General features: G+C 69.5%; 13 protein-coding genes, 1 tRNA gene and 1 pseudogene. 8 read left to right on the top strand and 7 right to left on the bottom strand.

From position 1 onward, the window contains the following. Nucleotides 1–41: 41 nt before the first annotated feature. The 5 genes from ESP51_RS02375 to ESP51_RS02355 form a co-directional block, all read right to left on the bottom strand. Nucleotides 42–1,703: a glycoside hydrolase family 13 protein gene (locus ESP51_RS02375; protein ID WP_422386824.1), complete on the bottom strand. Its 1,662-nt coding sequence runs from the start codon at nucleotides 1,701–1,703 to the stop codon at nucleotides 42–44. 78 nt (nucleotides 1,704–1,781) lie between these two features. Further along, entirely contained in the window at nucleotides 1,782–2,720 is a 939-nt protein-coding gene (locus ESP51_RS02370) for a carbohydrate ABC transporter permease (RefSeq protein WP_422386821.1), read from the bottom strand. Continuing rightward, nucleotides 2,720–3,661: a carbohydrate ABC transporter permease gene (locus ESP51_RS02365; RefSeq protein ID WP_129519292.1), complete on the bottom strand. Its 942-nt coding sequence runs from the start codon at nucleotides 3,659–3,661 to the stop codon at nucleotides 2,720–2,722. The genes ESP51_RS02370 and ESP51_RS02365 overlap by 1 nt, the downstream gene beginning before the upstream one ends. Nucleotides 3,662–3,663: 2 nt before the next feature. Next, the gene (locus ESP51_RS02360) at nucleotides 3,664–4,989 is read right to left on the bottom strand and encodes an ABC transporter substrate-binding protein (RefSeq protein ID WP_129519291.1); all 1,326 of its coding nucleotides are present in this window, start codon (nucleotides 4,987–4,989) and stop codon (nucleotides 3,664–3,666) included. Between the two features lie 48 nt (nucleotides 4,990–5,037). Then, complete coding sequence (locus tag ESP51_RS02355; protein WP_129519290.1) at nucleotides 5,038–7,200, bottom strand: alpha-galactosidase; 2,163 nt, start codon at nucleotides 7,198–7,200, stop codon at nucleotides 5,038–5,040. A gap of 134 nt (nucleotides 7,201–7,334) precedes the next feature. On the opposite strand from ESP51_RS02355, the gene ESP51_RS02350 reads away from it, so the two are divergent. Beyond that, the gene (locus ESP51_RS02350) at nucleotides 7,335–8,501 is read left to right on the top strand and encodes an ROK family transcriptional regulator (RefSeq protein ID WP_129519289.1); all 1,167 of its coding nucleotides are present in this window, start codon (nucleotides 7,335–7,337) and stop codon (nucleotides 8,499–8,501) included. A gap of 429 nt (nucleotides 8,502–8,930) precedes the next feature. Here ESP51_RS02350 and ESP51_RS02345 read toward each other — a convergent pair whose 3' ends face one another. Continuing rightward, nucleotides 8,931–9,956 carry a LacI family DNA-binding transcriptional regulator gene (locus tag ESP51_RS02345; protein WP_129519288.1) on the bottom strand — a complete coding sequence of 342 codons (1,026 nt, stop codon included), beginning with the start codon at nucleotides 9,954–9,956 and terminating at the stop codon, nucleotides 8,931–8,933. Between the two features lie 107 nt (nucleotides 9,957–10,063). Between ESP51_RS02345 and ESP51_RS02340 the strand changes: the two genes are divergently transcribed. From ESP51_RS02340 to ESP51_RS02330, 4 genes are all read left to right on the top strand, one after another. Further along, on the top strand, nucleotides 10,064–10,309 hold the full coding sequence (locus ESP51_RS02340; protein WP_129519287.1) for an LPXTG cell wall anchor domain-containing protein: 246 nt from the start codon (nucleotides 10,064–10,066) through the stop codon (nucleotides 10,307–10,309). 130 nt (nucleotides 10,310–10,439) lie between these two features. Then, entirely contained in the window at nucleotides 10,440–10,607 is a 168-nt protein-coding gene (locus tag ESP51_RS20480) for a hypothetical protein (protein WP_164990361.1), read from the top strand. Then, entirely contained in the window at nucleotides 10,604–11,191 is a 588-nt protein-coding gene (locus ESP51_RS02335) for a PH domain-containing protein (RefSeq protein ID WP_129519286.1), read from the top strand. Before ESP51_RS20480 ends, ESP51_RS02335 begins: the two co-directional genes overlap by 4 nt. A 72-nt stretch (nucleotides 11,192–11,263) precedes the next feature. Further along, nucleotides 11,264–11,345, top strand: a tRNA-Tyr gene (locus ESP51_RS02330). Nucleotides 11,346–11,417: 72 nt separating this feature from the next. Here the strand turns inward: ESP51_RS02330 and ESP51_RS02325 are convergent. Further along, nucleotides 11,418–12,152, bottom strand: a complete 735-nt coding sequence (locus tag ESP51_RS02325) for a DUF998 domain-containing protein (RefSeq protein ID WP_129519285.1) — start codon at nucleotides 12,150–12,152, stop codon at nucleotides 11,418–11,420. Between the two features lie 113 nt (nucleotides 12,153–12,265). On the opposite strand from ESP51_RS02325, the gene ESP51_RS02320 reads away from it, so the two are divergent. From ESP51_RS02320 to ESP51_RS20825, 3 genes and pseudogenes are all read left to right on the top strand, one after another. After that, a complete protein-coding gene (locus tag ESP51_RS02320) occupies nucleotides 12,266–12,916 on the top strand; it encodes a TetR/AcrR family transcriptional regulator (RefSeq protein WP_129519284.1) in 651 nt (216 codons plus the stop codon). A 28-nt stretch (nucleotides 12,917–12,944) separates the two neighbouring features. Beyond that, the gene (locus tag ESP51_RS02315) at nucleotides 12,945–13,778 is read left to right on the top strand and encodes an inositol monophosphatase family protein (protein WP_129519283.1); all 834 of its coding nucleotides are present in this window, start codon (nucleotides 12,945–12,947) and stop codon (nucleotides 13,776–13,778) included. 191 nt (nucleotides 13,779–13,969) lie between these two features. Then, nucleotides 13,970–14,717: pseudogene (locus ESP51_RS20825) on the top strand (hypothetical protein); the annotation flags it as partial.

Below are 14,717 nucleotides of genomic sequence, written 5' to 3'. Positions count from 1 at the left end.
CGCGCGCAGGGCGTGCCCGCGGCATCCGCTCGCCCTGCGAATCAGCGCAACCAGACCGTGGTCGCCGGCGGCAGCACGTCGCCCTCGATCGGGCTGCTCGCGAGCAGCACCTCGCCCTCGGGAAGCCGCGCCGGCTCCGAACCGAAGTTCGTGAACGAGCGCCATCCGCCGGGTCGCTCGAACGCGAGCACCGAGTCGGCGCCGCTCTCGAGCCACGTGAGCTCCTCGGAATCCTGCAGGTCGCGACGTAGCCACAGCGCACGCCGGTAGAGGTTCAGCGTCGAGCTGGGGTCGGCGTCTTCCGCCTCGACCGAGAACTCGCCGAACCACACGGGCTGCGGCAAGTGCGCGCTGCCCTCGCCGAAGCCGAACGAGGAGCCGCTCTTCGTCCAGGGCAGCGGCACGCGGCATCCGTCTCGGCCGACCTCGACGCCGGCATTGCGGAAGAAGGTGGGATCCTGCCGGTCGTGGTCGGGGATCTCGGCGACCTCGGGAAGGCCGAGCTCCTCGCCCTGGTAGAGGTAGGCGCTGCCGGGGAGGGCGAGCATGAGCAGCGTCGCGGCGCGGGCGCGGCGGAGGCCGAGCGACGCGTCGAGCTCGGGCGCGATGCCGCCCGAGAGCAGCCACGCCGCCCCGACCTCGCCATCGGCGCCGCCGCCCGCGGGCAGTCCGTACCGCGTCGCGTGCCGCACGACGTCGTGGTTCGAGAACACCCACGTGTTCGACGAACCCGTCTCGCGAACGGCGGCGAGGTTGTCGGCGATGATCGCCCGGAACGCGTCGGCATCGAACTCGGCGCGAAGCAGGTCGAAGTTGAACGCCTGCCCGAGACTGTCGGCCCGCGCGTAGCGGTGACGTCGGCTCGGCGCGACCCACGCTTCGGCGACGGCGATGCGCGGCGGGTCGTACTCGTCGAACACCGCGCGCCACTCGGCGTAGATCTCGCTGAGCTCCTCGCGGTCCCACAGCGGGTGCGTGCCGTCGGCGGCGAGCAGCCGGTCGGCGAGCTCGGCTCGTGACGGCAGTGGGTGGGTGAGGTCCTTCGCGAGGCCGTGGGCGACATCGACGCGGAAGCCGTCGACGCCGCGGTCCGACCAGAACCTGAGCGTCGTGAGGAAGTCCTCGCGCACCTCTGGATTCGCCCAGTTGAAGTCGGGCTGCTCGGGCGCGAACAGGTGCAGGTAGAACTGGCCGTCGCCGACCGGATGCCACGCCGGGCCGCCGAACATCCCCTCCCAGTCGCTCGGCGGCTGGTCGCCGTCGGGGCCGATGCCGTCGCGGAAGATGTATCGGTCGCGCGCGGCGGAGCCCGCCGGGGAGGCGAGCGCCTCACGGAACCACTCGTGCCGGTCGGAGGAGTGGTTCGGCACGATGTCGACGATGAGCCGGATGCCGGCGCCATGGAGCGCCGCGACCATCTCGTCGAAGTCGGCGAGTGTGCCGAGCTTCGGGTCGACGTCGCGATAGTCGTCGACGTCGTAGCCGCCGTCGGCGAGGGCCGACGGGTAGAACGGCGAGAGCCACACCGCGTCGATGCCGAGCGCGGCGAGATACGGAATTCGGGAGGTGATGCCCGGGAGGTCGCCGATGCCGTCGCCGTTCGAGTCCGCGAAGCTGCGCGGATAGATCTGGTAGACGGCGGCCTGGCGCCACCAGTCCGGATCCTTCGCGAGGATCGTCTCGGACTCAGGAGCTTGGGTGATCGTCACAGGGTTCCTTTCTGAGGGGCGAGCGGATGACTCGGGCCGAGCTTCGGTGGAGACCCCGGCCCGCGGCATCCGTCACTTGATCGAGCCTCGCATGACGCCGGAGATGACCCAGCGCTGTGCGAACACGTAGATGAGCAGCAGCGGGGCCATCGCCATGAGGTACGAGGCGAATGCCACCGTGTAGTCGGTGTTGAACTGTCCCTGGAAGATGTACTGCGCCAGGGGCAGCGTGCGGGCGGCGGGGTCGGAGAGCACGACGAGCGGAAGGATGAAGTCGTTCCACGCCCACACGCACGTGAGGATGCCGACGGTCGCATTCATCGGCGCGAGCAGCGGGAAGATCACCGACCAGAAGACCCGCCACGTCGAAGCCCCGTCGACCCGTGCCGCCTCCTCGAGCTCGATCGGGATCGAGCGGATGTAGGCCGTGTAGATGAAGACGTTCAGCGACAGCCCGAACACCGTGTAGAGGATGATCAGCCCGGTCTGGTTGTCGAGTCCGAGGAGCGAGGTCTGCTTCACGAGCGGCAGCATGATGATCGGGAACGGGATGAACAGCGCCGCGAGCAGGTAGAAGAACACGCCCTTGAAGAACGGGCGGTGGATGTTCCTCGCGATCGCATAGGACACGACCGAGTTCGAGAGCAGGGTGAGCACGACCGCCCCGACCGTGATGAAGGCCGTGTTGGCGATGGCCTGCGGGAAGTTCGTGCGCTCCCACGCCTCGCCGAAGTTCGCCCAGTCCCAGGTCGTGGGCAGTTCGAATCCGGTGCCGCTCGCGAGATCGTCGGGCGTCTTCAGGGAGACGACGACGGCGAGGTAGAGCGGGATGAGCACAGTCAGCGAGCACACCGCGATGAGCGCGGTGGCCCACCAGTTGATCTTCCTGGTGTCGAGCTGCTCGGCGCGGCGGCGGCGACGGCGAGCCGCCGGCCCCTCGGTCGTGTCGATCTCGTCGTCGAGGGCGATCATCGCCGCCGTCGAGGTGGTGGTGGGTGCTGCGGTTGTCATCAGAAATCGGCCTCTCTGCGCTGAAGGACCCGGAACTGGAGGAGCGAGACCACGGTGATCACGATCACGAAGATCACCGCGTTCGCGGTCTGGTAGGCGAACTCGCCACCCTGGAAGCCGCCCCGGTAGATGAGCAGGGTGATGGACTCGGTCGCCGTCCCTGGTCCTCCGTTCGTCAGTGCGACCACGTGGTCGAACACCTGCAGGAAGCCCTTCAGGCTCAGCACCATGTTGATCGTGAAGAACGCGCTGATGAGCGGGAAGGTGATTCGGCTGAACTGCTGCAATGCGCCGGCGCCGTCGAGCGATGCCGCCTCGTAGAGCTCTGCCGGGATCGTCTGCAAGCCTGCGAGGTAGATGATGATCGAGAACGCTGCCGCCTGCCACACGGCGAGCACGACGATCGCGACCCAGGCCCAGTCGGGGTTCGAGAGGATGTTGTCGGCGAGCACGGGGATCGATGGCAGCAGCTTCGGCAGCGAGTTCGAGAAGAAGAACTGGAACACGTAGCCGACGACGAGGATCGCGAGCACGTACGGCACGAAGTAGACGCCGCGGAACGTGTTGCGGGCCACGATCTTCGCGTTCAGTCCGAGAGCGATCAGGAGCGCGATCACGTTCGTGAGGATCGTCGCGGCGATCGCGAACCCGAAGCTGAACCCGTAGGCCCTGAGCGCCCGGTCGTCCTGGAACAGGTTGACGTAGTTCGAGATGCCGATGAAGTCCCATGCGCCGTACCCGGCGTAGTTCGTGAAGCTGAAGAACACGCCGACGAGCACGGGCAGGGTGTGGAAGAACGCGAACAGCACGATGGCCGGCACGACCATCCAGTAGTAGGCGGGAAGCGCGCGCCCGAGCGCGCTGCGGCGCTTGCCGGCGCCGTCGTCGACGCCCTTGCGCGAGGCGCGGCCCGCGACGTCGGGAAGCGTGGTGGTTGCCATGATCAGTCTCCGCTCACGGTGATGGTGCGCGCGGCGACCTTGCGCCACTCGTTGTCGAGGGTGGCGAGCGCCCCGTCGGCGTCGCCATCGAGGAGGAACTGCTGGATCGTCGGCACGAGCGGCACCGCGGGCGGGATCTGGTGGTCGATGAATCCCGTGATCTGTCCTTCGTCGATGAACGGCTGCAGCTCGGAGAGCGCCGGGTTCTCGGTCGGCGCCGCATCGACGTGCGCCGAGAACATGTTCTGGGAGGCCGCGAACGCGTCCATCACGTCAGGCTGGAAGAGGTACTCGACGAATCTCCTCGCGGCGTCGAACTTGTCGGTGTCGCGACCGATCGTCACGGTGACGTCGACGCCCGAGACGAGCTTCCGATCGGCGGGGTCGTCGGTCGGATACGGGAAGACGCCGGCATCGAAGTCGGGGTTGTTGTCGAGGATCGGAGCGAGCGCCCACACGCCCTGGAGGTACATCGCGGACTCGCCGTTCGCGAACGCCGGGTTGCCGTCGTCGTAGCCGCGGCCGCGGTACCCCTCCTGCGCGAAGGAGTACAGCTCCTGCAGACGGTCGAGGGTGTCGGGGAAGTCTTTCTCGAATGAGACAGGAGATTCGGGTCCGACCTCGGTTCCCTGTGCGCGGAGTTCGTCGAAGAACCCGCCCTCTGCCTCGTACGCGCCGATGCCGTTGAACGCCGGCATCGCCGTCCACGCGTCGGAGAGGGTGCCGTAGAAGGGAGTGATGCCCGCCGCCTGCAGTTGCTCGCAGACGTCGATCAGCTCGTCCCACGTCGTCGGCGGCTCGAGCCCCTGCTCGGCGAAGATCTCCCGGTTGTAGATGATGCCGTCGGCGTTCGAGACGTAGCCGAGCGAGTTGATCTCATCGCCGTTGAACGTGCCGAGATCGGCGAGGATCTCCTGCACCGCGGGGTTGACCTCCTCCACGAGCGGGTCGCCGGTGAAGTCGTGGAAGACACCGGCGCGGGCGAGCTGGCCGAAGTAGCCCGACCCATTGAGTGTGATGACGTCGGGCGTCTTGTTCTTCACGAGCAGGGTGCGGATCGCCGTGTCGGCGTCGGGCACCAGGTTCTGCACGACCCTGATGTCGGGATTCTCCGCCTCGAAGTCGGCGATGATCTCGTCGAAATCACCGAGCGCCTCGCCCTTGAACTGGAAGAAGTCGAGCGTCACGACGTCTCCCTCGCCGGCGGGTGCCGCGCAGCCCGCGAGCAGCAGCGCTGCGGCCGAGGCGATCGCCACGGTGCTCACCGCTCGTCGTCGCCGGGAGCGTCGTGAGCTGTGCGGGATGCCGCGTGGTGTGTCATCCGTCATAGTGCGCCTCCTTGCGCTTCGTGGTGCAGGTCGTGCGAGTGGTGAGGGTCAGGCCGCGCCGGTCTCGCCGACGAGCCGGGGGGAGCTGAGTTCGAGCAGCACGAGCTGTGCCGGGAAGAGCACGGGCGCCTGCAGCCCCGCGGTCGCGAGCTGGCGGCCGGTGAGCGTGATCTGCTGCCCGGCCCACGCGAGCGGCGACTGGCCGGGTCCGGCGTCGACGCTTCCGGCGACGATGCGCAGCGTGTAGCGGCGGTCGGGATCGAGCCCCGGGAGCGTGAATCGGCCGGGCGGGTACGTCACGCTCGTCGACACCTGGGTGAAGGTGAAGAGAGCGGATGCCCCGTCGGCGGCCACGACACCGCGCACGTCGCTGGTGGCATCCGCGGTGTCGCCGTGCACGAGCGCGCCCGAGTGGATGAGCGCGCGGTGCTGCTTGTGCAGCTCGACCCAGCGGGAGATCGCCGCGAGGCCCTCGTCGTCGAGCCCGGTGAGGTCCCACTCGATGCCGAGGTGGCCGAAGAAGGCGATGCCGGCGCTGAAGTCGAGCGAGACCGAGCGCTGGGTCGAATGCACATCGGGGCTCGTGAGGTGCGCGCCCATGATCTCGGTGGGCACGAGGAGGCTCGTGTAGCGCTGGATCTGCAGCCGCTCGATCGGGTCGAGGGTGTCGCTCGTCCAGACGCGGTCGGTGTGGTCGAGGATGCCGAGGTCGACGCGTGCGCCGCCCGATGCGCACGACTCGACCTCGAGCCCGGGGTGGCGCTGCTTGAGTGCCGCGAGCAGGCGGTAGAGCGCCGCGACGTTGTCGTGAACGCGAGCGCGGCCCGTGTCGGCGGCGCCGGCCTCGAGCAGGTCGCGGTTGTGATCCCACTTGAGGTAGGCGATGTCGTATTCGCTCAGCAGTGCGTCGAGCCGTTCGAGCAGGTAGGACCACGCGTCGGGGTGCGCGAGGTCGAGCCCGTACTGCTGCCGGGCGGGGACCGGCAGCTCGTCGCGGCCGCGCAGGATCCAGTCGGGGTGCTCGCGAGCGAGCTCGCTGTCGAGGTTGATCATCTCGGGCTCGACCCAGAGGCCGAACTCCATGCCGAGGCCCTGCACCTTCTCGATGAGCGGACCGAGCCCAGCGGGCCAGACCGTCTCGTCGACGAACCAGTCGCCGAGGCCGGCGGTGTCGTCGCGTCGGCCGAGGAACCAGCCGTCGTCGAGCACGAAGCGTTCGACCCCGACGGATGCCGCGAGCTCGGCAAGCTCGCCGAGCTTGTCGAGGTCGTGGTCGAAGTACACGGCCTCCCACGTGTTGAGGGTCACCGGGCGGGCGCGACGCGGATGCTGCGGGCGCGCACGCAACTCATCGTGGAATCGCTTCGACAGTGCATTGAGCCCGTCGCCCCACGAGCCGATCGCCCAGGGCGTCGTGTAGGTCTCGCCCTCGGCGAGCACGATCTCGCCGGGCCCGAGGAGCTCGCCGGCGCTGAAGAAGGATTCGGCAGTGGGCGTGCGCTCGGCGAGCAACCGGTGGTTGCCGCTCCACGCGGTGTGCACGGCGTAGACGAGCCCGCGCTCGAATCCGAAGCCGGCGCGCCCCGCGGCGAGCAGGAGGCTCGCGTCGGAGCCGGGCCGGCCGCGCCGGCTCTCGCGCACGTGGCCGCCGATCGTGAACGCGTGTCGCTGCGGCGACCGCTCGCGAAGGTGCCTGCCCGTCGTGTCGAAGAGCTCGTCGAGGTCGTGGGGCAGCGGGAACGTCGGTGCGAGCGCGAGGAGCGAATAGGGCTCGGGTGAGCGGTTCGTGAGCGAGATCCGCTGGCGGAGGAGGCCCGCGGGGGTGACCTCGAGCGTGATCGTGGCCTCGAGGCCGGCTGCGGCATCCGTCGCGGTGATCTCGGCGGTTCCGGATGCCTCGTCGACGTCGATCGCGGTCGTCTCGAGCTTGGTCGAGAACGAGCGGCCGTCGCGATGGCCGCTGAGCCCCGGGGTCGCGAGCCAGCCCGAGGACTCCTGCGGGATGAGCGTGAGCGGGGCCGGCTGGTCGAGGCCGCCCGAGACGCGTTGCGGCAGTGCCGCCACGCCGAGCGCCGCGAGCTCTGACTCGGCGAGATCGCCCTGGTCTTCACCCCAGTAGACGATCGCGGGGAGCGGGGAGTGCCGGTCGTCGATGATGACGCTCGTGCCTCCGTTGCGCAGGTGGAAGAGCCCAGTGGTGCTGCCTTGCATGAATTCTTTCTACGGCAGAAATAACTGGGCTGTCAAGACAGTGTCTCCAAGCGTCCGCCGGGTGCTGCCCGCCGTTCCGCCGCTCGGTTCATGTCACAATGAAACGAAATAGGCCGACGCCGAAAGAGAACCCGATGACGGATGCCACGACCACCGAGGCGAGCCGTTCCGCGCGCGAGCTCGCGCGTGAGGTGCTCATCCACGGCCCCATCTCGCGTTCGGAACTCGGACGACGCCTCGGCCTCTCGCCCGCGAGCCTCACGCGGCTCAGCAAGCCGTTCCTCGACCTCGGGCTCTTCGTCGAGGGCGTCGAGGAGCAGAAGGGCGCGATCGGGCGCCCGGCGAAGCCGCTCGACGTGCGCGTCGATGCGCGACGGTTCATCGGCATCAAGGTCACGGGCGACGACGTGCTCGGCGTCGCCACCGACCTCCGGGCCACCGCGCAGACTCGCGCCGCGCACGCTCTCGGAGGGCACGACGTGGCCGCCGTGGTCGAGGCGATCGCCGCGGTCGTGCGCGAGGTCGCCGCGGCATCCGGAACAGGCGACCTCACGGATGTCGCGGGCGTCGGCCTGAGCATCGGCGGCAACGTGGCCGGTCGGCGCATCGTGAAGCGGGCGCCGTTCCTCGAGTGGCGCGACGTGCCGCTCGCCGACCTCCTCGAACGCGAGCTCGGCGGACTGCCGGTCACCGTCGAGAACGACGTCACCGCGCTCACCACCGCCGAGCAGTGGTTCGGCGCCGGGCGGGGCCTGCCGAACTTCGCCGTCGTCACGATCGGCGCGGGCGTCGGCTACGGCCTCGTCATGCACGACCGGGTCATCGTCACGCCCGACTCGGGGCTCGGCCTCGCCGGCCACCTGCCGCTCGACGCGAGCGGCCCGCTCTGCATCGAGGGGCACCGCGGATGCTCCACCGCGATGCTCTCCATCCCGGGCATCTGCGCGCAACTCGGCATCGCCCTCGGCCGTGAGGTGAGGTACGACGAGGTGCTCGAGCTCGCGGAGGCGGGGCATCCGCTCGCCGTCTCGATCACGACGGCCGCCGGACGGGCGCTCGGTCGCATGCTCGCGTACATCGCGAACCTCGCGATGGTCGACACGGTCGTGCTCTCGGGCGAGGGCATCGGCTTGTGGCGGGTCGCCGAGGGCGCGGCTCGCGAGGCGCTCGCCGCCGACCGCGACGCGGAGGCCTCACCGCTGCAGCTGCACGTCGATGACGCCGGGTTCGTGTCATGGGCGCGCGGCGCCGCGGCGATCGCGATCGAAGACGCCTTCGCGCGATTGCGGCTCAGCGCCTGACGCCCTCCGTGACGCTCCGTGCCGAGCTCGGACTCGATGGGGCCTGCGCGTCCTCGTGGCGACCTGTTCGTCATTCCCTTCGCGCCGGCCATGCGGGATCCGGCCTTTCCGCCGCCGCCCGATGCGGTGTGGATCAGGCCCGAGGCCGGACGCGAGCCCAGCCCGGATGGGTCGATCGTGGCCACGCTCGGCACGGAGTTCAACACGGAGTCCGGCGATCTGTTCGATCGAATCCTCGAGGCCCTCGCGAGCCGGAAGGGGCCGGCCGTCGTCGCGGTCGGACGGGATCTCGATCCGGCTCGGTTCGGATCGCAGCCCGCGCACGTGCTCCGTCTGGCTCGTGTGAATCCTGCCTCGTGTGAGGCGAAACTCACATGACGCACGGCGAACACCGCTGCCACGGTCGACGGGGCTCGGGCAGCGGCTCCGTCAGCGAGCGGGGTCGACGGGTCGCGCTGTGCTCGAGCGCACCCGCAACTCGTAGGGCAGCGGGGTGGCGGCGGGCGCAGCGGCATCCGGACCCGGCTCGAGCTGCTCCATGAGGATCTCGACGGCCTTCTCGCCCTGCAGGCGCGGGAACTGGGCGACGGTCGAGAGGCCGAAGAAGTCGGAGAGGTCGTGGTCGTCGATGCCGATGATCGAGACGTCGCGCGGCACCACGAGGCCGAGGTCGCGGGCCGCGAGGATCGAGCCGATGGCCATCTCGTCGGATGCCGCGAAGATCGCCGTCGGCCGGTCGTGCGGCACCCCGAGCAACTGCTTGGCTGCGTGGTAGCCGCCGCGGATCGTGAAGTCGGCGGGCGCGAACAGGCGCTGGTCGACCTCGATGCCGGCGTCGCGCAGTGCCGCCTCGTAGCCGATGCGCCGGTTCGTGGGCAGGTGGAAGTCGAGGTCGAACTCGAGGTCGCCGCCGATGTGGGCGATGCGCGAGTGGTCGAGGCCGATGAGGTGCTCGGTCGCGAGGCGAGCCACGGCGACGTCGTCGATGGTGAGCGTACGCACGCCGGGGATCGGCCCGCCGACGCCGACGAGCGGTTTGCCCAAGTCGTGCAGGCGGGTGACCTCGCGTTCGGTGAGCTCGAGGGAGACGGCGATGACCGCGTCGACGCGCTGCCGCATGAGGAAGTGCTCGAACACGCTCGCGCGCTCGCGGCCGTCGCCCGAGAGGTTGTAGAGGGTGAGGTCGTAGCCGCTGCGGAGGAGCGACTGCTGCGCGCCCTCGAGCACGGATGAGAAGAACCAGCGGTTGAGGAACGGGATGACGACGCCGATGTTGCGCGTGCGACCCGACGCGAGGCTCGACGCGTTCGACGACACCACGTAGCCGAGCCGGGCGGCGGCCTCCTCGACCTTCGCCTTCGCCGCGGGCGACACGTGTCCGCGGCCGCTGAGCGCGCGCGAGACCGTCGCGGTCGACACGCCCGCGAGCTTCGCCACCTCTTCGATGCCGGCCATGTGCTCCTCGCCCTCGGTTTCCCGCGCGATTCGCGCGTTCGGGCCTCGCTCGAATCCTAGCGGCGGGGCGAATCGATCTCTGGCGCGGTGACGCGAAGTCTGTCAGCATGAAACGCATGTCGAAGCGCCGCATGGGAATCGCAGGGATGATAGCGACCGCCACCTCGGTCGTGTTCGCCGCAATCGCAACCGCCGCGCCCGCCGCGGCTGCGACCGCTGCAGCATCCGCGGCGCCTGCAGCGCTCGCGGCGACCGGCGCCGATGTGATGCCCTGGCTCATCGCGGGCGGCGTGGCACTTCTGGCCGGTCTCGCCGCGGTGCTGGTCGGCTTCGTGCGGCGACGCCGAAGCTGACAACTTCGGCACGATTGCCGCGCCACGCGGGGCAAGCGTTGCCCCGTCGCGAATTCGTGCTGTAGAAAGGCATGCGTCAGGGCTTGCACCGGGGGCGGCTTGCCCGCCGTTGCCGTCGAAGGGAAGCATCGTGATGAAGTGGGTCAAGGGCATCGGCATCGCGCTCGTCGTGATCTTCGCCCTGTTCTACATGATCTCCCGGCCTGAGGATGCCGCGAACGCCGTGCAAGGCGCCGTCGGCGCGGTCGTGACGGCTACTGACGCGATGGGCCGGTTCTTCTCCTCGCTCGCGACATGAGCGTCTTGAGGTTGTTCGAATTCGACCCCCGGGTCGAGCGGCACCTCATCGCAGACGAGGGCGAAGTCATCATCGACGAGGTGCGCAAGCATTGGGCGGCGATCGTCGGTCCCATGCTCGAGCTCGCCGCCGCAGTGCCGTTCCTGCTGATCATCTTCTGGGTGCCGGCCGCGGCCTGGTGGGTTCCGTTCGTCATCGCCATGTGTCTGGCCCTCCACGCGACGTGGCGGATCCTCCAGGCTCGAATGGACCGCTTCGTGATCACCAACATGCGGGTGTTCCGCGTGCACGGCATCCTGTCGCAGCACATCGCCACCATGCCGATCGCGCGAATCCTCGACATCTCGGTGCGAAAGCCGATGATCGGCCGCATCTTCGGCTACGGCCACTTCGTGTTCGAGTCCGCGGCCCAAGACCAGGGGCTTCGCGAGATCCGGTACGTCGGTTCGCCTGACGAGCGTGGCAGCTCCATCCAGCGGGTCATCCAGCGCTCGGGTCTGCGCGGGGCGGTTCGCCAGTCGAAGGCCGATCATGCCGGCCCGCCCGACGGCACCTGGCGCCGTGCATCCGCGCGCTGGCGCTGATTTCTCGACACGCCTCTCGACGGGTATCCTTGACAGGCCCCCGGTTGTGTGCAGAACGTGGTCGGGTGCAATGGCGAGTTACCCAAGCGGCCAAAGGGATCTGACTGTAAATCAGACTGCTCAGCATTCGGGGGTTCGAATCCCTCACTCGCCACGTGAAAAGCCCCGGTCTCGACCGGGGCTTTCGTGTTTCCGACGCTTCGTGCGCGCGGCTTGAGCCCGCCGATCAGACGGCAGGGCCGCCGTCGGCGGTGGTCACACGGCCGGCCGCATCGGGGTGCGGCACCGCACGATAGGTGTGCACGGATGCTGCGGCGAGCCAGGCCCATCCGACGAGCACGGTGAGCCACAGCGACGCGACGCCGGCGGGGCCCGCCGACAGTGCCGCGCCGCCGAAGAACCCGAGGATGATCACGGCGCCGGCCACGCGGCATCCGATCGCCCACCCTCGTTCGCCGAGGCGAGCGCTGCGGCTGCCGTATGCGATCGCCGCGATGGCGAGCGTGACGAATCCCACGGCGCCGAACGCGAAGTGCAGCAGGCCCGAGACGCCGAGCGCGGTCGCCATCTCCGAGCCGACCGGGAAGCCGGCCATCGGGTCGGGTGGGAAGATGCCGCTGCCCACGAGACACACGCCGTAGACGGCGACGAGCCAGCCGGTGACGCGGGCTCGGTCGGGCGCCCGCAGGAATCCGATGGCGGCGGCGATGACCATGAGTCCCGAGAGGATGAGGTTCGTCATCTGGATCCAGCCCGCGCCGCCGAGCATGAGCAGGCTGAGCGGATGCTGCGCCAGGTCGAAGCCCGGAGTGAAGGGCACTTGCACGAGGCTCACGATGAGGTAGAACGGGCCGACGACGACACCCCAGCCGAGGAGTGAGCGCGTGACGGCGGCGGTGCCGTCGAAGCCCGAGGGGCGATTCGCGCGGGCGGCGCGAGCTGCGCCGGGTGTTGTGGACATGGCCGACCTCCGATCGTGAACTGCGGTGAACTACGGTGAACTACACTGATGCGTGCAGTATTGCACGCACGAGTGCATTAGTACACTGGTGAGTAAAAGAAATCGAGGAGCGCATGCAAGTTCCGGTCTCCACCGACCCGCGCATCGAGCGATCGCGTGCCGTGATCCTCGAGGCGGCCGCAGCGCACTTCCTGCGGCACGGGTTCATCGCCGCGAACGTCGACGAGATCGCCGCCGAGGCGCGGGTCTCCAAGCGCACCGTGTACAACATCTTCGGCGGCAAGGAGCAGCTCTTCCGCGAGATCCTCGGCAACGCCATCGACATTGCCGAGCGCTTCTCGACCGACATCGCCCGGGAGCTCGGTGAGGCGGCCGATCCCGAGAGCGCGCTTCGCGACACCGGGGTGCGGCTCGCCCGCGTTGTGTTCGGCGGTCGCGTCGTGCCCCTCCGTCGCCTGCTCATCGGCGAGACCGCGCGATTCCCCGAGCTCGCCGCTGACTACTACGAACGCGCCCCGGGGCGGGTCATGCGCACCATCGCCGAGGCGCTCGAGCGATTCCGTGAGCGCGGCGTGCTCGACTTCGACGACGCCGACGAGGCGGCCGAGCACTTCGCCTTCCTCGTCATGGGAGCGCCGCTCGATCGGGCCATGTTCATCCTCGACGCGGCGCAGCCCGATCTCTCGGCGATCGAGCGCCGCGCCGAGCGCGGCGTCGCCGTGTTCCTCCGCGCGTATGTCGGTCCGAGACGGGCGCATGCGTGAGGCCGTGCGTGCCGCGTAGCGTGAGGGGATGACCCAGCACGAGACATCCGACGCATCCGCACCTGCCGACCTGCTCGAGCTCGCTCGCAGCATCGCGTTGCGCGCGGCAGAGTTCTCGCTCGACGCGCGAACCGCCGGCGTGAGTGTGGCGGCCACGAAGTCGACCCCGACCGACATCGTCACGGCGGTCGACCGCGACACCGAGGCCCTGATCCGCTCGCTCGTGCTCGAGGCCCGGCCCGACGACGGCATCCTCGGCGAGGAGGGCGCGACCCACGTCGGCACGAGCGGCCTGAACTGGGTCGTCGACCCGATCGACGGCACGGTCAACTTCCTCTACGACATCCCGGCGTGGTGCGTGAGCATCGCGGTCGTCGACGGGCCGGCCGACCCGGGCAGGTGGACGGCGCTCGCCGGTGTCGTGGTGAACCCCGTCTCGGGCGAGGTGTTCGAGGCGAGCGCCGGCGGGGGAGCGCGCCTCGACGGACGAACGCTGCAGGTGAACACGGATGTCTCGCTCGGCCAGTCCCTCGTCGGCACCGGGTTCTCCTACGCCGCCGAGCGCCGGCGCGCCCAGGCCGAGGTGATCCTCGAGCTGCTCCCACGGGTGCGCGACATCCGCCGCATCGGATCAGCGGCCCTCGACCTCTGCGGGGTCGCCGCCGGCCGGCTCGATGCCTTCTACGAGAGCGGCCTGAACCCGTGGGATCACGCGGCCGGTGCCCTCGTCGCGCGCGAAGCCGGCGCTCGCGTCGGCGGCCCGCGGGGCGGTGCCGAGAGCATCGAACTCCTCATCGCAGCGGCGCCCGGGCTCTACGCCGAGCTCGCGTCGGCACTCATCGACGCGGGTGTCGACGCGTGATTCAGCGGCGGATTCCCCGCCGTCATGCGGATGGCCCCGCTCTCAATCCGCGCGCCTTCCGGAAATCTCCGTTCGCCTTGGCAAGGTGGTGGTCAGCAGGTAGTCTTTACCAATCCGTTATCTCGACGTGATGTCGCGATGAACACCTCCGAGATCCCCCGCTCGCCCCCAATGCCGAAGGTCCTTCACACGTGCTCGAGTCCCCCCTCGTGCCCGACGGTTCAACGCCAGGCACTCAGGCTTCATCGCGGCCCGAGCGACCCCTGACCCGACGTGAATTACGTGAGCGCGAGGCGGCTCAGGCTCGGCAGGCCGAGGGGCACAGCATCGAGGCGGTCGTCGAGTCGGCCGTTCAGCCTTCGGCCGGTGCGGGCCGCAACGCCGATCTTCCGGTAGCGCAGCCCGGCTTCGACGCCGGTGCAGGGGCAGCGCCGCAGCCGAGCTTCGACGAACTCTTCGGCATCTCGGCCGGCGCTCCGGCCGAAGCTGCCCCGACACCGCGGGCCGACCGTCGAGCGGATGCCGCGAGCCATCCGAGCTCCGAGCTCCGGTCGCGCCGCACAACTGCTCCCACCCCCGCACGGTTCTCCCAGGCCGAGCCGGCCGACTCTCGAGTCGACCCGGACTCGGCCTTCGCTGTTTCCCGCTCCGAGGCCGCCGCCTCGTCGGAACCGAACTCCTTCGACTCATTGTTCGGCGGGCTCGGCGACGAGGTCTTCGATGACGTCGATGCGGTGAACTTCGAAGCCGGCCGCGGCCGCAAAGCGCGCGCGGCCAAGCCGACGCGCGCTGAACGCAAGGCCCAGAAGGCTGCCCGAGCGGCTGGACCGCGACGTGGTGGGGCGGCGGCCACGCCGGCCAAACCTCCGACCTCTGCGGCAGCGCCGGGCGTGCCGAAGCCCGCCCCGCCTGCCGTGCCGAAGCCCGCACCGCCGGCCG

The organism is Agromyces albus (assembly GCF_004134825.1).
GTDB lineage: Bacteria > Actinomycetota > Actinomycetes > Actinomycetales > Microbacteriaceae > Agromyces > Agromyces albus.
This window is presented reverse-complemented; position numbering and strand designations above follow the sequence as displayed.

Coding starts and splice junctions, on each gene's coding strand:
- ESP51_RS02360 (WP_129519291.1), bottom strand. CDS start 4,989: ATGACGGATGACACACCACGCGGCATCCCGCACAGCTCACGACGCTCC.
- ESP51_RS02325 (WP_129519285.1), bottom strand. CDS start 12,152: ATGTCCACAACACCCGGCGCAGCTCGCGCCGCCCGCGCGAATCGCCCC.
- ESP51_RS02370 (WP_422386821.1), bottom strand. CDS start 2,720: ATGACAACCGCAGCACCCACCACCACCTCGACGGCGGCGATGATCGCC.
- ESP51_RS02355 (WP_129519290.1), bottom strand. CDS start 7,200: ATGCAAGGCAGCACCACTGGGCTCTTCCACCTGCGCAACGGAGGCACG.
- ESP51_RS02320 (WP_129519284.1), top strand. CDS start 12,266: ATGCAAGTTCCGGTCTCCACCGACCCGCGCATCGAGCGATCGCGTGCC.
- ESP51_RS02335 (WP_129519286.1), top strand. CDS start 10,604: ATGAGCGTCTTGAGGTTGTTCGAATTCGACCCCCGGGTCGAGCGGCAC.
- ESP51_RS02350 (WP_129519289.1), top strand. CDS start 7,335: ATGACGGATGCCACGACCACCGAGGCGAGCCGTTCCGCGCGCGAGCTC.
- ESP51_RS02315 (WP_129519283.1), top strand. CDS start 12,945: ATGACCCAGCACGAGACATCCGACGCATCCGCACCTGCCGACCTGCTC.
- ESP51_RS02365 (WP_129519292.1), bottom strand. CDS start 3,661: ATGGCAACCACCACGCTTCCCGACGTCGCGGGCCGCGCCTCGCGCAAG.
- ESP51_RS02340 (WP_129519287.1), top strand. CDS start 10,064: ATGAAACGCATGTCGAAGCGCCGCATGGGAATCGCAGGGATGATAGCG.
- ESP51_RS02345 (WP_129519288.1), bottom strand. CDS start 9,956: ATGGCCGGCATCGAAGAGGTGGCGAAGCTCGCGGGCGTGTCGACCGCG.